Below are 14,716 nucleotides of genomic sequence, written 5' to 3' on the forward strand. Positions count from 1 at the left end.
TTTTCCGGTGCCGCCCCTCACTATATGATCCGCATCCTTTCCGTAGACATCCGGGGAACACATGAAATTCGAAGCGTTGTTTAGGCCGTTGCAGGTCGGTCCGTACAAGCTTGCGCATCGCGTCGCGATGGCGCCGCTGACGCGGATGCGGGCCGAGCGCGAGAGCTTTTCGCCGCGGCCGCTGAATGCGGAATATTACGCCCAGCGCGCGACGCCCGGCGGCCTGATCATCGCCGAGGCCTCGCCGGTGCTTTCGCACGGCCGCGGCAATCCGGCGACGCCCGGCATCTATTCGCAGGCGCAGATCGACGGCTGGCGCAAGGTGGTCGATGCGGTGCACGCAAAGGGCGGCATCATCTTCCTCCAGCTCTGGCATGTCGGCCGCGTCTCGCATTCCTCCTTTCACGGCGGCGAGCTGCCGGTTTCGGCTTCGGCGATCCCGATCAAGGCCGAGGGCATGAAGGCGATGACCGCCGACGGCAAGATCGCCGGCTACGAGACGCCCCGCGCGCTGGAGACCGGGGAGGTCAAGGGGATCGTCGAGGCCTTCCGGCAAGGTGCGAAGAATGCGCTCGCCGCCGGGTTCGACGGTGTCGAGATCCACGGCGCCAACGGCTATCTGCTCGAGCAATTCCTGCAGTCGCGCAGCAACCAGCGCACCGACCAATATGGCGGTTCGATCGAGAACCGCGCGCGGCTGCTGCTCGAAGTCACGCAGGCCGCGATCGACGTCTTTGGCGCGAACCGGGTCGCCGTCCGGCTTTCGCCTTACGGCATCGCCAATGATTCCGGCGAGCCAGATCCGATGCCGCTCTACACCTCCGTCGTGAAGGCGCTGGACAAGCTCGGCCTCGCCTATCTGCATCTCATCGAGCCGCGCTCCAGCGGCGCCGGCCGTGCCGACGTCCACTGGGAGAACGTGCCGTCGGCGATGGTGCTGTTCCGGCCGCTCTACAGCGGCGTGCTGATGACCGCCGGCGGCTTCACCGGCGAGACCGCGAACGCGGCGATCGCCGACGGCCACGCCGACATCATCGCCTTCGGCCGCATCTTCATCTCCAACCCCGATCTGCCGCGTCGCCTGCAGCACGGCTACCCGATCACGCCGTATAACCGCGCGACCTTCTACGGCGGCGAGGAGAAGGGGTATACGGATTATCCGGTGTATGACGAGCTGACGCCGGCATAGGTCATTCCGAGGCGCGACGAAGTCGCGAGCCCGGAATCCATCGGGCCGCATAACCCGAATTGGAATGGATTCCGGGCTCGATGCTTCGCATCGCCCCGGAATGACGAGCTTGATTTGTGGCGCGACCGCCCGCCGCAATGACGACGGAGAAAGACGATGGCCAAAGCCGCAGCCGCCGCAGGGATCGCCACCGGCCAGTGCCTCTGCGGCAAGGTCAGCTTCGAGATCGACGTCCCCGCACGCTGGTCCTGGCACGATCACTCCGCCGCCAGCCGCCGGGCCCATGGCGCGGCCTATGCGACCTATGTCGGCAGCTGGAAGAAGCGCTTTCGCATCACCTCGGGCAAGACCGCGCTCACGCGTTACGAAGACAAGGCCACCCGGACCACCCGCAGCTTCTGCTCGCATTGCGGCACCCCGATCGCCTATGAACGTCCGCGTGGGCCGCACATGGTCAACATCCCCCGCGCGCTGTTTCGGGAGCGCACCGGCCGCCAGCCGCTCTATCACATCGCGATCGAGGAGCTGCAGGAATGGGCCTATACCGGCGAGCCGCTGGTGCCGCTGAAAGGCTTTCCGGGCGTGGTCTGGCGGCGCTCGAAAAAGAAGAAGCGCGCCGGCGGCGAGGACCCGTTCGAGCTCGGGCGGGATGAGATGTAGCTGCGCTGCTGGCTCCGCGCTCGTGTCCCGGCCGCGCTGCAGCGTGAAACGCTGCTGCGCAGAGCCGGGACCCATACATCAGCGGGTTCGGCGCAACTGGGTCCCGGCTCTGCGTCGCACCGCTAACGCGCTGCGCCGCGTCCGGGACACGAGACCGTCACACGCAACGCAGCCATGACCGCGCTTCCTTGCGCGCCTGCTTCGATTCCGGTCATCATGTCTTCGTCCTTGCGGCCACGTCCGCTCCTGGAGGAAACATGAAGAACAAGATCACCGGCCGCTCCGCCTTTCTTGCGCTGCTCAAGGACGAGGGCATCACGCATCTGTTCGGCAATCCCGGCACCACCGAATTGCCGATCATGCATGCGCTGAAGGACCATCCTGATCTCACCTATGTGATGGCGATGCAGGAGAGCCTGGTGGTCGCGATCGCCGACGGCTACAGCCGCGCCTCCGGCAAGCTCGTCGCCTGCAACGTCCACGTCGCGCCAGGTCTCGGCAATGCCATGGGCTCGCTCTACAACGCCCAGTTCACGGGCACGCCGATGATCCTCACCGCCGGCCAGCAGGAGCAGGGCCATGGCCTGATGGAGCCGGTGCTGTATGGACCCTTGGTCCGCATGGCCGAGCCGCTGGTGAAATGGGCGGTCGAGGTGACGCGGCTGGAGGATCTGCCGCGCATCGTGCGCCGCGCGGCCAAGATCGCGACCACGCCGCCGACCGGGCCGGTGTTCATCTCGCTGCCCGGCGACATCCTGAACAGCGAGGCCGGCATCGAACTCGGCCGCTCCACCCGCATCGACGCCCGCGTGAAGCCCTCGGACGAAGCGCTGAAGGCTTTTGCCGCGCGGCTGCTCGAGGCCGAGCGCCCTGTCATCGTCACCATGGACGAGGTGGTCAAGAGCGACGCGCTGAAGGAGGCGGCCGAGCTCGCCGAGCTGCTCGGCGCCGCCGCTTACCAGTCTTCGACGCCGTATGGATCGCACTTCCTCTCGGAGAGCCCGAGCTTCGTCGGCACGCTGGCGCGCGTGCAGAAGATCGCGCGCGACACGTTGGCGCCGTATGATCTCTTGATTGCGCTCGGCGGCGATCCCTTGCGGATGTCGGTCTACAGCGAGGTCGATGCGCTGCCTGATGGACTCGGCATCGTGCAGGTCGGCCTCGTCGACTGGGAGATCGCCAAGAATTACGGCGCCGAGATCGCGCTGAAGGCCGATCTGAAGGAAACGCTGCGCGCGCTGATCCCGGTGTTGAAGGAGATGGGCGGCGCGACACTCGCGAGCCGGGCGAAGCAGCGTCTCGCCGAGCTCGCGCCGAACAATTGGGCCGCACGCCGCGCCGCGCTGGTCGAGCAGATCGGCAGGAGCGCGGGCCGCACACCGATCGATCCCGACTTCCTGGTGCTGCAGATGGTCGAGGCCATGCCTGAGAATGCGATCCTGGTCGACGAAGGCCTCACCTCCAGCCGTCACATCACGGCGCTGCGGCCGCACCGCGACCGCTATGGCTATCACGGCCTTGCCTCCGGCGGCATCGGCTGGGGCCTGCCGGCCTCGGTCGGCGCCAGCATCGCCAATCCGGATCGCCCGGTGGTGTGCTTCTCGGGCGATGGCAGCGCAATGTATTCGATCCAGTCGCTGTGGACGGCGGCGCATCACAAGCTGCCGCTCAACGTCGTCATCGCCAACAATGGCGGCTACCGCATCATCAAGCAGCGCCTGCTCGCCTTTCATGGCGACGACAATTATGTCGGCATGGATTTCGCCGACCCGCCGGTGGATTTCACCGGCGTCGCACGAGCGCTCGGCTGCGAGGCGATCAAGATCAGCGATCCCGGCGAGCTCAAGGCGACGCTGACATCGGCGTTCAATCGGCCAGGGACCAAGCTGATCGAGGTGATGGTGGACGGGAAAGTGTAGGGCGGCGCTGCCTCCCCGCACTCAACTGTCATCGCCCGACTTGATCGGGCGATCCAGTATTCCAGAGACGGTTGTGATTCCTCGATAGGCAGCGGCGTACTGGATGCCCCGGTCAAGCCGGGGCATGACAGCGAGTGTGTGCGGCTCTACCCCGTCTTTCCCACCCGATGCCCCGCTGCCGGATGCGGCGCGTCGAGCCTTGCACGTCCGGCGCCGAACAGCTTCTCGCGCAGCGTGCCCTTGGCATACTCGCTCTTGTAGCGCCCGCGCTTGGTCAGCTCCGGCACCAGCATGTCGGCGATGTCCTCGAAATCGCCGGGCGAGATCGCGAAAGCCACGTTGAGGCCGTCGACGTCGGTCTTCTCGAACCAGTCCTCGATCTTGTCGGCGACGCTTTCGGGCGTGCCGACCACGACCGGACCGGCGCCGCCGATGCCGACATGCTCGATGACGTCACGCACGGTCCAGACGCGGTCAGGGTCGCCGCGCGTGACGTTGTCGAGGGCGCTGCGACCGGCATCGTTCTGGACGTGACGCACCTGCTGGCCGAGCTCGTAGCCGGAGAAATCGATGCCGGTCCATCCCGACATCAGCGCCAGCGCGCCTTCCGGATTGATGTGCGAGCGGTAGTCGGCATATTTCGCCGCCGCTTCCGCCTCGGTGTTGCCGAGGATGATCGTCATCATGCTGAACATCAGGATCTCCGCCGGGTTGCGGCCGAGTGCGGCGGCCTCCTGGCGGATCGCCGAGACGCGCGGCGCAATGATCTTGGCCGACGGTCCCGACATGAACACGCATTCGGCGTGCCTGGCCGCGAACTGCCGGCCGCGCGGCGATGTGCCTGCCTGGTACAGCACGGGCGTCCGCTGCGGCGAGGGCTCGCTGAGATGGATGGTGTTGTTGATGCGGTAGTTCGCGCCCTCATGATTGACGCGATGGACCTTGCTGGGATCGGTGAAGATGCCGCGCTTGCGGTCGCGCAGCACGGCATCGTCCTCCCAGCTGCCTTCCCAGAGCTTGTAGACCACCTCCATATATTCGTCGGCGATATCGTAGCGATCGTCGTGCCCGGTCTGCTTATCCTTGCCGGCGCCGCGCGCGGCGCTGTCGAGATAGCCGGTGACGACGTTCCAGCCGATCCGCCCTTCGGTGAGGTGATCGAGCGTCGACATCCGCCGCGCGAACGGATAGGGCGGCTCGAACGACAGATTGCTGGTGACGCCGAAGCCGAGATTTTGCGTCACCGCGGCCATCGCCGAGAGCAGCAGCAGCGGCTCGTTGGACGGCGTCTGTGCCGCGTTGCGTAAGGCCGCGTCAGGGCTGTTGCCGTAGACGTCGTAGACCCCGAGCACATCGGCCAGGAACAGCCCGTCGAAACGGCCGCGCTCCAGTGTCTTGGCCAGATCGATCCAGTAGGGCAGGCGGTTATACTCGGCGGTGCGGTCGCGCGGATGGGTCCACAGGCCGGGCGACTGATGAGCGACGCAATTCATCGCAAAGGCGTTGAGTCTGATCTGCTTTGCCATGCTGGCTCCCGGCGCACTGTACTGAGCGCTCTTCGAATGATAGAGGTGCGCCCGAACTTGACGCCTGACTTGGCGAAGTTCTTGCATATCGCTTGCGCTTGGCAAGGCCAAAATCGGCGGCGCTGCCGCACTGGCAAGCCAATCTCAAGCAAGCAAGGACGAAATCCCAAGAGAAGTACAAGAGAAGTACACGCGAAGTACAAGAACTATCCAGCCCCCTGCCACTTTCGGAGGCCAACCCGTATCGGGTAAGGTCCTTCGTCCTGAAGTCCCGAAAAGCAAGTCATGACCAGAGCCGACGCCATCGCCCGCGCCCGTGAGGATTTCCGATCCGGCGCATTCCTCGCCGAGCTCGACCGCCGCGTCGCCTTCAAGACCGAGAGCCAGAACACCTCGCGCGGCCACGAGCTGCGCGCCTATCTGGAGCAGGAGATGCAGCCGGCCTTCGCCGCCCTGGATTTCACCAGCCGTATCGTCGAGTCCCCCAGCGGCAAGGCGCCGTTCCTGCTCGCCGAGCATCACGAGAGTGCCTCCGCGCCGACCGTGCTGATCTACGGCCATGGCGACGTCGTCGACGGCATGGAAGGCGAGTGGCGCGACGGGCGCGATCCCTGGCGCACAACGATTGCGGGCGCGCGGCTCTACGGCCGCGGCACCGCCGACAACAAGGGTCAGCACAGCATCAACATGGCGGCGCTCCGCGCCGTGCGCGATGCCCGCGGCGGCAAGCTCGGCTTCAACGCCAAGTTCATCGTGGAGATGGGCGAGGAGATCGGCTCGCCCGATCTGGGCAAGGTCTGCGACCTCAATCGCGACGCGCTTAGGGCGGATCTGTTCGTGGCCTCCGACGGGCCGCGCCTGTCCGCCGACCGTCCGACCCTGTTCCTCGGTTGCCGCGGCGGCATTCGCATTCATCTGGATGTGAACCTGCGCGACGGCGGCCATCATTCCGGCAATTGGGGCGGCGTGCTGGCCAATCCCGCGACCATTCTGGTCAACGCGATCTCGACGCTGGTCGACGGCCACGGCCGCCTGCAGCTCGAAGCGCTGAAGCCGCCGCGGCTCACCAACCAGATCCGCTCCTATCTGGCCGATGTGCAGGTGGTGCCGAGCGCGGACGAGCCCGCACTGGCGGAGAACTGGGGCGAGGAGGGTCTTTCGGCCGCCGAGCGGCTCTACGCCTGGAATACGCTGGAAGTGCTGGCGATGTCGTCGGGCAATATCGAGAAGCCGGCCAACGCCATTCCGGGCCATGCCAATGCCGTGCTGCAACTGCGTTTCGTGGTCGGGACCAAGATCGAGGGCCTGGTCGAAGCCATCCGCGCGCATCTGGTCGCAAAGGGTTTTCCGATGGTCGAGGTGCGGGCGGCCCAGAGTTTTGCTGCATCGCGCACAGACTTCGACAGCCCGTGGATCAAATGGGCGGCGGATTCGGTGCAGGAGACCACCGGCAAGGCGCCGGCCGTGCTGCCGAATTTCGGCGGCTCGCTTCCCAATGACGTGTTCTCCGAAATCCTCGGCCTGCCGACGATCTGGGTCCCGCACTCCTATCCCGGCTGCTCCCAGCATGCGCCCAATGAGCACATTCTGCTGCCTCTGACCGAAGAGGCCTTGACGGTGATGGCCGGGCTGTTCTGGGATCTCGGCCAATTGCCAGGACCGTTAACTCGCCCGCTAAACTAAGTCTCGATCCAGCCAAAAGTCACATTCTAATCCCGGCCGATTTGTGCTTGCATCCGGCCGCATCATCCTGAAAGGGGACAAAAAAGTGAAACATTTCCGTAGCATCGGACTCGCGCTCGCCGCGACCTTCGTCGTCAGCCAGGCCGGCGCCCAGCAGCTGACCGGCACGCTAAAGAACATCAAGGACACCGGCGCCATTACGCTGGGCTTCCGCGACTCCTCGATCCCGTTCTCCTATCTCGACGACAACCAGAAGCCCGTCGGCTTCGCGATGGACATCTGCTACAAGATCGTCGACGCCGTGAAGAAGGAGCTCAAGCTCGACAAGCTCGAGGTCAAGCTCAACCCGGTGACCTCGGCGACGCGTATCCCGCTGATGGCCAACGGCACCATCGACCTCGAATGCGGCTCGACCACCAACAACGCCGAGCGCCAGAAGCAGGTCGCCTTCACCAACACCCACTACCTGACCGCCAGCCGCTACGTCTTCAAGAAGTCCAGCGGACTGAAGTCGATCGACGATCTCAAGGGCAAGACGGTGGTCTCGACCGCCGGCACCACCAACATCAAGCAGCTGACCGAGGCCAATGTCGCCAAGAGCCTCGGCGCCAACATCATCCCCGCCAAGGACCACGCCGAGGCCTTCCTGATGGTCGAGACCGACCGCGCGGTCGCCTTCGTCATGGACGACATCCTGCTGGCGAGCCTCGTCGCCGGCTCGAAGTCGCCGGGCGACTATGAGATCTCCAAGGACGCCTTCTCCAAGCCCGAGCCCTACGGCATCATGCTGCGCAGGGACGATCCCGCCTTCAAGAAGGTGGTCGATGCGGCAACCGCCGCGCTCTATACTTCGGGCGAAGCCCAGAAGATCTACGACAAGTGGTTCACGCAGAAGATCCCGCCGAAGGGCCTGAACCTCAACACCCCGATCTCGGCCGAGCTGAAGAACGAGTTCGCCAAGCCGACGGACTCGCCGAACCCGGACGATTATAAGTAAGCAAACCTCGATCTTTTCGATCGAGATCATGTCCGGCCACTCTTGACACCAGGGTGGCCGGACATTTGCATAGGCGCCAGGACTTTCTCTCAAGACATCCATAGCTGGCGCGTTCGCGCGGGGGACACGTGAACTACAACTGGAACTGGGGAATCTTTTTCCAGCCGAACCCGATGGGGACCGGCACCTATCTCGACATGCTCTTGTCGGGCCTGGTGCTAACCCTCAACACCGCGGCGCTGGCCTGGGTCATCGCGCTGATCACCGGCTCGCTCGTCGGCGTGATGCGCACGCTGCCGTCGAAGGGGGCGAACTGGTTCGGCTTTGCCTATGTCGAATTCTTCCGCAACATGCCGCTGCTGGTGCAGCTCTTCCTGTGGTACTTCGTGCTGCCGGAGTTGCTGCCGAAAGCCGCCGGCACCTGGCTGAAGCAGCTGCCCAACGCGCCGTTCTGGACGGCGGCGATCGGCGTCGGCTTCTTCATGTCGGCGCGCGTTGCCGTGCAACTGCAGGCCGGCATCAGCTCGCTGCCGCGCGGGCAGAAGATGGCCGCGACGGCGCTGGGCCTGACCACCGCGCAGGGCTATCGCTACGTGCTGCTGCCGATGGCGTTCCGCATCATCCTGCCGCCGCTGACCTCTGAATTCCTCAACACCATCAAGAACACCGCGGTTGCGATCACCATCGGCCTGCTCGAGCTGACCGGACAGGCGCGCTCGATGCAGGAATTCTCGTTCCAGGTGTTCGAAGCCTTCACCGCCGCGACCATTCTGTACCTCCTCGTCAACGCCGTTGTCGTGACCGCGATGCGCTTCCTCGAGCGCTGGGTCGCGATCCCCGGCTACATCACGGGGAAATAGCGATGTTCGGCAATCTCGATTTCGACGTCATCCGCCGCGCGCTGCCCTATCTGTTCTTCGAGGGCATGACGTTCACGCTGACACTGACGGGCCTCGCAGCGCTGGGCGGTCTCATCTTCGGCACGGCCCTCGCCATGATGCGGCTCTCGGGCTTCAAGATCCTTGGCCGAGCCGCCGGGATCTATGTCGACTTCATGCGCTCGCTGCCGCTGGTGCTGGTGATCTTCTGGTTCTACTTCCTGGTGCCCTATATCGGGCAGTGGGTAACCGGTGCCTCGCGCCCGATCAGCGTCGGCGCTTTCGCGTCCTCGCTCATCACCTTCATCATGTTCGAGGCGGCGTATTTCTCGGAGATCATGCGCGCCGGCATCCAGTCGATCTCGCGCGGCCAGCCGGCCGCCGCCAGTGCGCTGGGGCTGACCTACGCCCAGACCATGCGCTACGTCGTACTGCCGCAGGCGTTCCGCAACATGCTGCCGGTCCTGATCACGCAGACCATCGTGCTGTTCCAGGACACGTCGCTGGTCTACGTCCTCTCGATCACGGATTTCCTGGGAGCCGCGAGCAAGGTCGCACAGCGCGACGGGCGCCTCGTCGAGATGTACCTGTTCGCAGCCGTGGTCTACTTCACCATTTCCTGTATCGCGTCCTACGGCGTTCGCCGCCTCCAGGCGCGCATCGCCATCATTCGCTAGGGCTAGACGCTCATGATCGAAATCAGCCACGTCAACAAATGGTACACGCCGAGCTTCCAGGTGCTGACCGATTGCACGACCAGCGTCACCAAGGGCGAGGTCGTGGTGGTCTGCGGCCCCTCGGGCTCGGGCAAGTCGACGCTGATCAAATGCGTCAATGCGCTGGAGCCGTTCCAGAGCGGCGACATCAGCGTCGACGGCACCAAGGTCAACGATTCCAAGACCGACCTGCCGAAGCTGCGCTCGCGCGTCGGCATGGTGTTCCAGCACTTCGAGCTGTTTCCGCACCTCAAGATCATCGACAATCTCTGCCTCGCGCAGGAGAAGGTGCTCGGGCGGCCGCATGACAAGTCGGTCACCAAGGGCATGCAGCTCTTGGAGCGCGTCGGCCTCAAGGAGCAGGCGCAGAAATTCCCGGCGCAGCTCTCCGGCGGCCAGCAGCAGCGCGTTGCGATCGCCCGTGCGCTGGCCATGGATCCGATCGTCATGCTGTTCGACGAGCCGACCTCGGCGCTCGACCCGGAAATGGTCAGCGAGGTGCTCGACGTCATGGTCGATCTCGCCCGCGAAGGTATGACCATGATGGTCGTCACCCACGAGATGGGCTTTGCCCGCAAGGTCGCCAACCGCGTCATCTTCATGGACCGCGGCGAGATCGTCGAGGATGCGGCGAAGGAAGACTTCTTCGGCAAGCCCCGCAGCGACCGCGCACAGAAGTTCTTGTCGAAGATCCTGTCGCATTAACTTTCTCGGTCATTCCGGGGCGCGACGCAGTCGCGAGCCCGGAATCCATCGGGCGGCATGACCGGGGTAAGATGGATTCCGGGCTCGTCGCTGCGCGCCGCCCCGGAATGACGGGTTGAGGGTTTCGTGGCCCCACCAAATCCCGTATACGAACAGGCAAATTCCCTCCTTCCTCCCCAGGAGACCTGCCTTGGACCCGATCGCCTACGTCAATGGCTCATTCGTCCCGCTTTCCGAAGCCAAGATCTCGGTGCTCGATCGCGGCTTCCTGTTCGCCGACGGCATCTACGAGGTCTCGGCCGTGCTCGACGGCAAGCTGGTCGACAACGCCTCGCATCTGGCGCGGCTGGAGCGGTCGGTCGGCGAGATCGAGCTGAAGCTGCCGGAGACGATCGAGCGCATCACGGAGCTGCAGAAGGAGCTGATCGCGCGCAACAAGCTCGCGAACGGTCTCGTCTATCTCCAGGTGACGCGCGGCGCCGACAAGGGCCGTGACTTCGCCTTCCCCAAGGGCGACGTCAAATCGAGCCTGGTGATGTTCACCTCGGAAAAGGACATCATCAATGCCGCGTCGGCCAAGACCGGTATCAGCGTCATCACGGTGCCAGACATCCGCTGGGAGCGGCGCGACATCAAGAGCGTGGCGCTGCTGGCGCAGGTCTTGGCGAAGCAGGCCGCGGCCGAGGCCGGCGCAGGCGAGGCCTGGATGCTGGAAGACGGCTACGTCACCGAGGGCGGTTCGTCCTCGGCGTTCATCCTCACCAAGGACGACGTCATCGTGACCCGCAAGAATTCCAACGCGATCCTGCCGGGCTGCACCCGCAAGGCCGTGGTGGCGCTCGCCGAGGAGCGCCAGCTCCGCGTCGAGGAGCGTTCGTTCACGGTCGCCGAGGCGCTTGCCGCCAAGGAGGCCTTTGCCACCTCGGCCTCGCTGTTCGTCCAGCCGGTGGTTGCGATCGACGGCCAGAAGATCGGCGACGGCAAGCCGGGCCCGATGGCCACCCGCCTGCGCGAGATCTACGTGGAGTTCGCCAAGGCGACCGCGGTCTGACCCACGCGCAGCTGTCGTAGGGTGGGCAAAGGCGCGAAGCGCCGTGCCCACGTCCTCCCTCCTGTCAGCCACAGAACGTGGGCACGCTTCGGTTTGCCCACCCTACGAGACCTCTCCTTGCAGCCTACGCCACCGACGCCTTCACCTTCACCGGATGCACCGCGCGGAATGCGATCGCGATCCTGTTCCAGGCGTTGATGGCGCCGATCAGCATGGTCAGGTTCACCGTCTCTTCCTCGGAGAACTGCGCGCGAACCTGCTCGTAGACGTCGTCGGGCGCGTGGGTCTGCGAGATCAGCGTTACCGATTCCGTCCAGGCCAGGGCCGCGCGCTCGCGGTCGGAATGGAGCGGGGATTCGCGCCAGGCATTGAGCAGGTAGATGCGCTGTTCGGTCTCGCCGCGCTTGCGAGCGTCCTCGGTGTGCATGTTGATGCAGAAGGCGCAGCCGTTGATCTGCGACGCCCGGATCTTGACCAGCTCGATCAGTGATTTCTCGAGTCCGGTGGACTGGATCTGTTGCTCCAGCGCCATCAGCGCCTTCATCGTCTCGGGCGCGGCCTGGAAATAGTTCATGCGGGATTTCATGATCGTCTCCTTCTTGGGGTGAGGTCAGTGAGCGCCACCGGCCGTGGTCTGGCCGGGCTTCTTCAGGAAGAGGACGGCGATCAGCGCCACGATCAGCGCCATGCCGAGCAGATAGAAGGTGTCGCTGAAGGCGAGGATATAGGCCTGCTTCTGCACGATGCGGCCGATCGCGACATAGGCGCGATGCGCGGCGTCGGCATGGTCGAGGATGCCGTGATTGACGAAATACTGCGTCAGTTGCTCCAGCCGGGTGCGGGTGGCCTGCTCGAATACCGAGACCGACTGCATCAGCACGTTGGAATGATACTGCTCGCGCTTGGTCAGGACCGTTTGCAGCAGCGCGATGCCGACGGCGCCGCCGAGATTGCGCATCATGTTGAACAGGCCGGAGGCCGAGCCCGCGTTCTCCGGCTCGATGCCGGCGGTCGCGACGGCCGACAGCGGCGCCATCACCAGCGCCTGGCCGACGGCGCGAACGATGTTGGGCCACATCAGTTGATCGGCGGCGTAGTCGCTGGTCATATGGATGTTCATGAAGTTGGAGGCCGCGAACAGAACGAAGCCGATGCCGATGATGATCCGCGCGTCGAATTTCTGCATCAGGCGCGGCACCAGGGGGATCAGCACGAGTTGCGGCAATCCGGTCCAGGCCAGCACCATGCCGATCTGCTCGGCGTTGTAGCCCTGGATGCGTGCCAGATATTGCGGCAGGATGAAGACCGAGCCGTATAGCGCGATGCCCAGCAGGAAGTTCGCGAGCATGCCGAAGCCGAAATTGCGGCGGACGAGCAGGCGCAGATTGAGCAGCGGCTTCCTCACCGTCAGTTCGATGATCAGGAAGGTGATCAGCGCAACGGCCGCGATCACCGAGAGCTTGACGATGAAGGGCGAGCCGAACCAGTCGTCCTTGTTGCCTTCCTCCAGCACGGTCTGCAACGCCGACAGGCCGATGGCCATGGTGACGATGCCGGCCCAGTCGCCCTCGCGCAGCAGCGAGAGCCTCATCGGCTTGGGCTCGAGCGCGTACCAGAGCATGCCGACCATGACCGCGCCGGGGACGAGGTTGACGTAGAAGATGTACTCCCAGCCGAAATTCTCGGTGAGATAGCCGCCGATGGTCGGGCCGATCGCAGGCGCGAACGTTGCCGACAGCGCGAACAACGCCAGGCCCACCGGCTGCTTTGCGCGCGGCAGCAACGTGATGATCAGCGTGAACGCCATCGGGATGAGCACGCCGCCGGTGAACCCTTGCACGGCGCGCAGCACGATCATCTGGGACAGGTCCTGCGCCAGCGCGCAAGCGGCCGACAGCAGCAGGAACAGGATCGCATTGGTGAGGAGATAGATGCGGATCGAGAACACCTGCGCGAGCCAGCCGGAGAGCGGGATGACGACGATCTCGGCGACGAGATAGGATGTCGAGATCCAGCCGCCGTCGTCGATGCCGGCGCCGATCGCGCCCTGGATGTCGGCGAGCGAGGCGTTGACGATCTGGATGTTCAGCACCGCCATGAACGCACCGAGCGTGGCCCCGATCACCGCAATCCAGGTTTTTGCGGAGACTGCCGGCGCGGCGGGAGCAGCGGCAGCGGCGGGGAGGCGGGCGGCGTCGTTGACGGTCGGTTGCAGCGTGCTCATGGCTTCAGCCGCCGTTCGCGCGGGAGGTGTTGCCGGCGAGGCGCTTTTCCGTCTCGCGCTCGGCAAGCACCGTAGCTTTCGTATCGACGGTCGGCACGGCCGACATGCCGGGGCGCAGCAGGCCGGTGAGGCTGTGATCGTCGAGCACGATCTTCACGGGAACGCGCTGCACGATCTTGGTGAAATTGCCGGTCGCGTTGTCCGGCGGCAGCAGCGCGAATTCGAGCCCGCTCGCCGGCGACAGGCTGTCGACGTGGCCGCGCAGGGTCTTGTCACGGAAGCTGTCGACGCGCAGCTCGACCGGCTGTCCGGGGCGCATATGCGTGAGCTGAGTCTCCTTGAAGTTCGCAACGACGTAGACCGCATTGAGCGGCACGACTGCCATCAATTGCGTGCCGGCCTGGACGTATTGGCCGACCCGCAAGCTCCGGGCGCCGACCGTGCCGTCGACCGGAGCGCTGATCTCGGTATAGGACAGGTTCAGCGCCGCCTGCTGCGCGGCCGCGCGTGCCCGCTCGAGCTGGGCCGCGGCCTGCGCGCGCTGGGTGGTGAGCACATCGACCTTGCGCTGCGCGGCGACGAGGCCGGACTTGGCGTGCTGCAATTGCGCGCTGCTGGCGCGCAGCGTCGCGTCGGTCTGCTGCGCACGCTGGATCGTGCCGGAGCCCGACTTCATCAGATCGTCGTAGCGGGCGCGCTCTTGCTGCGCGAATTTCAGATTGGCGTCCGCCGCGGCGACATCGGCCGTGCTCTGCTCGATGATCGGCTGCTGCAGTTCGAGCTGGGCATCGATGTTGCGCACCGAGGCTTCGGCGGCAGCGACGTCGGCTTTGGCCTGCTCGAGCGCCGTCTTGAAGTCGCGGTCGTCGATCTCCGCCAGCGTCTGGCCGGCCCTGACCCTCTCGTTGTCGCTGACGAGCACCTTCGCGATGTAGCCGGAGACCTTCGGCGCGATGATCGTGGAGTCCGCCTTCACATAGGCGTCGTCGGTGGATTCCAGGTAGCGGCCTGTTTTCAGGTAGTCGTAGCCATAGTCGCCGGCCACCGCGACGCCGATCGCCAGCACCAGACCGAATGCTGCGCGCCTGATCGCCTGCCGAGACGGGCGCAGGCCTATTTTTTCATTGTTTCCAGCGACATAAGAAGCGTTCGACATGGCATCCTCGGA

The 14,716-nt window shown here is 64.9% G+C and carries 13 protein-coding genes; 9 read left to right on the forward strand and 4 right to left on the reverse strand.

Translation table 11 applies throughout. From position 1 onward, the window contains the following. Positions 1-61 precede the first annotated feature (61 nt). The 3 genes from DCM79_RS22490 to DCM79_RS22500 all read left to right on the forward strand — a co-directional run bounded on the left by DCM79_RS22490 (position 62) and on the right by DCM79_RS22500 (position 3,768). The gene (locus tag DCM79_RS22490) at positions 62-1,189 is read left to right on the forward strand and encodes an alkene reductase (RefSeq protein ID WP_257176391.1); all 1,128 of its coding nucleotides are present in this window, start codon (positions 62-64) and stop codon (positions 1,187-1,189) included. A 156-nt stretch (positions 1,190-1,345) separates the two neighbouring features. After that, entirely contained in the window at positions 1,346-1,849 is a 504-nt protein-coding gene (locus DCM79_RS22495; RefSeq protein ID WP_257176392.1) for a GFA family protein, read from the forward strand. Positions 1,850-2,106: 257 nt separating this feature from the next. Further along, a complete protein-coding gene (locus DCM79_RS22500) occupies positions 2,107-3,768 on the forward strand; it encodes a thiamine pyrophosphate-binding protein (protein ID WP_257176393.1) in 1,662 nt (553 codons plus the stop codon). Positions 3,769-3,914: 146 nt separating this feature from the next. Here DCM79_RS22500 and DCM79_RS22505 read toward each other — a convergent pair whose 3' ends face one another. Then, positions 3,915-5,294, reverse strand: coding sequence for an LLM class flavin-dependent oxidoreductase (locus DCM79_RS22505; protein ID WP_257176394.1), 1,380 nt, complete (start codon positions 5,292-5,294; stop codon positions 3,915-3,917). A gap of 285 nt (positions 5,295-5,579) precedes the next feature. On the opposite strand from DCM79_RS22505, the gene DCM79_RS22510 reads away from it, so the two are divergent. The 6 genes from DCM79_RS22510 to DCM79_RS22535 all read left to right on the forward strand — a co-directional run bounded on the left by DCM79_RS22510 (position 5,580) and on the right by DCM79_RS22535 (position 11,324). Further along, positions 5,580-6,977 carry a M20 family metallopeptidase gene (locus tag DCM79_RS22510; protein ID WP_257176395.1) on the forward strand — a complete coding sequence of 466 codons (1,398 nt, stop codon included), beginning with the start codon at positions 5,580-5,582 and terminating at the stop codon, positions 6,975-6,977. 85 nt (positions 6,978-7,062) lie between these two features. Further along, positions 7,063-7,974 (forward strand): amino acid ABC transporter substrate-binding protein, encoded by a 912-nt coding sequence (locus DCM79_RS22515; protein WP_257176396.1) that lies wholly within the window; start codon positions 7,063-7,065, stop codon positions 7,972-7,974. A 128-nt stretch (positions 7,975-8,102) separates the two neighbouring features. Next, on the forward strand, positions 8,103-8,834 hold the full coding sequence (locus DCM79_RS22520) for an amino acid ABC transporter permease (RefSeq protein ID WP_257176397.1): 732 nt from the start codon (positions 8,103-8,105) through the stop codon (positions 8,832-8,834). A gap of 2 nt (positions 8,835-8,836) precedes the next feature. Further along, on the forward strand, positions 8,837-9,529 hold the full coding sequence (locus DCM79_RS22525; protein ID WP_257176398.1) for an amino acid ABC transporter permease: 693 nt from the start codon (positions 8,837-8,839) through the stop codon (positions 9,527-9,529). A gap of 12 nt (positions 9,530-9,541) precedes the next feature. Beyond that, positions 9,542-10,273: an amino acid ABC transporter ATP-binding protein gene (locus tag DCM79_RS22530; RefSeq protein ID WP_257176399.1), complete on the forward strand. Its 732-nt coding sequence runs from the start codon at positions 9,542-9,544 to the stop codon at positions 10,271-10,273. 190 nt (positions 10,274-10,463) lie between these two features. After that, on the forward strand, positions 10,464-11,324 hold the full coding sequence (locus DCM79_RS22535) for a D-amino-acid transaminase (RefSeq protein WP_257176400.1): 861 nt from the start codon (positions 10,464-10,466) through the stop codon (positions 11,322-11,324). Positions 11,325-11,448: 124 nt separating this feature from the next. On the opposite strand, the gene DCM79_RS22540 is transcribed toward DCM79_RS22535, so the two are convergent. Genes DCM79_RS22540 through DCM79_RS22550 form a run of 3 tightly spaced genes read right to left on the reverse strand, consistent with a single transcriptional unit; the run spans position 11,449 to position 14,704 of the window. Further along, positions 11,449-11,910, reverse strand: coding sequence for a carboxymuconolactone decarboxylase family protein (locus DCM79_RS22540; RefSeq protein ID WP_257176401.1), 462 nt, complete (start codon positions 11,908-11,910; stop codon positions 11,449-11,451). A 24-nt stretch (positions 11,911-11,934) separates the two neighbouring features. Continuing rightward, positions 11,935-13,548 carry an MDR family MFS transporter gene (locus DCM79_RS22545; protein WP_257176402.1) on the reverse strand — a complete coding sequence of 538 codons (1,614 nt, stop codon included), beginning with the start codon at positions 13,546-13,548 and terminating at the stop codon, positions 11,935-11,937. Positions 13,549-13,552: 4 nt separating this feature from the next. Continuing rightward, positions 13,553-14,704 (reverse strand): HlyD family secretion protein, encoded by a 1,152-nt coding sequence (locus DCM79_RS22550; protein ID WP_257176403.1) that lies wholly within the window; start codon positions 14,702-14,704, stop codon positions 13,553-13,555. Positions 14,705-14,716 lie beyond the last annotated feature (12 nt).

This window comes from Bradyrhizobium sp. WBOS07 (genome assembly GCF_024585165.1).
In the GTDB taxonomy this organism is placed as follows: domain Bacteria; phylum Pseudomonadota; class Alphaproteobacteria; order Rhizobiales; family Xanthobacteraceae; genus Bradyrhizobium; species Bradyrhizobium japonicum_B.

What these genes read in the sequence shown, in the direction of transcription:
- DCM79_RS22500 (WP_257176393.1), top strand. Translation starts at nt 2,107, where the DNA reads ATGAAGAACAAGATCACCGGCCGCTCCGCCTTTCTTGCGCTGCTCAAG.
- DCM79_RS22510 (WP_257176395.1), top strand. Translation starts at nt 5,580, where the DNA reads ATGACCAGAGCCGACGCCATCGCCCGCGCCCGTGAGGATTTCCGATCC.
- DCM79_RS22550 (WP_257176403.1), bottom strand. Translation starts at nt 14,704, where the DNA reads ATGTCGAACGCTTCTTATGTCGCTGGAAACAATGAAAAAATAGGCCTG.
- DCM79_RS22545 (WP_257176402.1), bottom strand. Translation starts at nt 13,548, where the DNA reads ATGAGCACGCTGCAACCGACCGTCAACGACGCCGCCCGCCTCCCCGCC.
- DCM79_RS22530 (WP_257176399.1), top strand. Translation starts at nt 9,542, where the DNA reads ATGATCGAAATCAGCCACGTCAACAAATGGTACACGCCGAGCTTCCAG.
- DCM79_RS22525 (WP_257176398.1), top strand. Translation starts at nt 8,837, where the DNA reads ATGTTCGGCAATCTCGATTTCGACGTCATCCGCCGCGCGCTGCCCTAT.
- DCM79_RS22505 (WP_257176394.1), bottom strand. Translation starts at nt 5,294, where the DNA reads ATGGCAAAGCAGATCAGACTCAACGCCTTTGCGATGAATTGCGTCGCT.
- DCM79_RS22495 (WP_257176392.1), top strand. Translation starts at nt 1,346, where the DNA reads ATGGCCAAAGCCGCAGCCGCCGCAGGGATCGCCACCGGCCAGTGCCTC.
- DCM79_RS22540 (WP_257176401.1), bottom strand. Translation starts at nt 11,910, where the DNA reads ATGAAATCCCGCATGAACTATTTCCAGGCCGCGCCCGAGACGATGAAG.
- DCM79_RS22490 (WP_257176391.1), top strand. Translation starts at nt 62, where the DNA reads ATGAAATTCGAAGCGTTGTTTAGGCCGTTGCAGGTCGGTCCGTACAAG.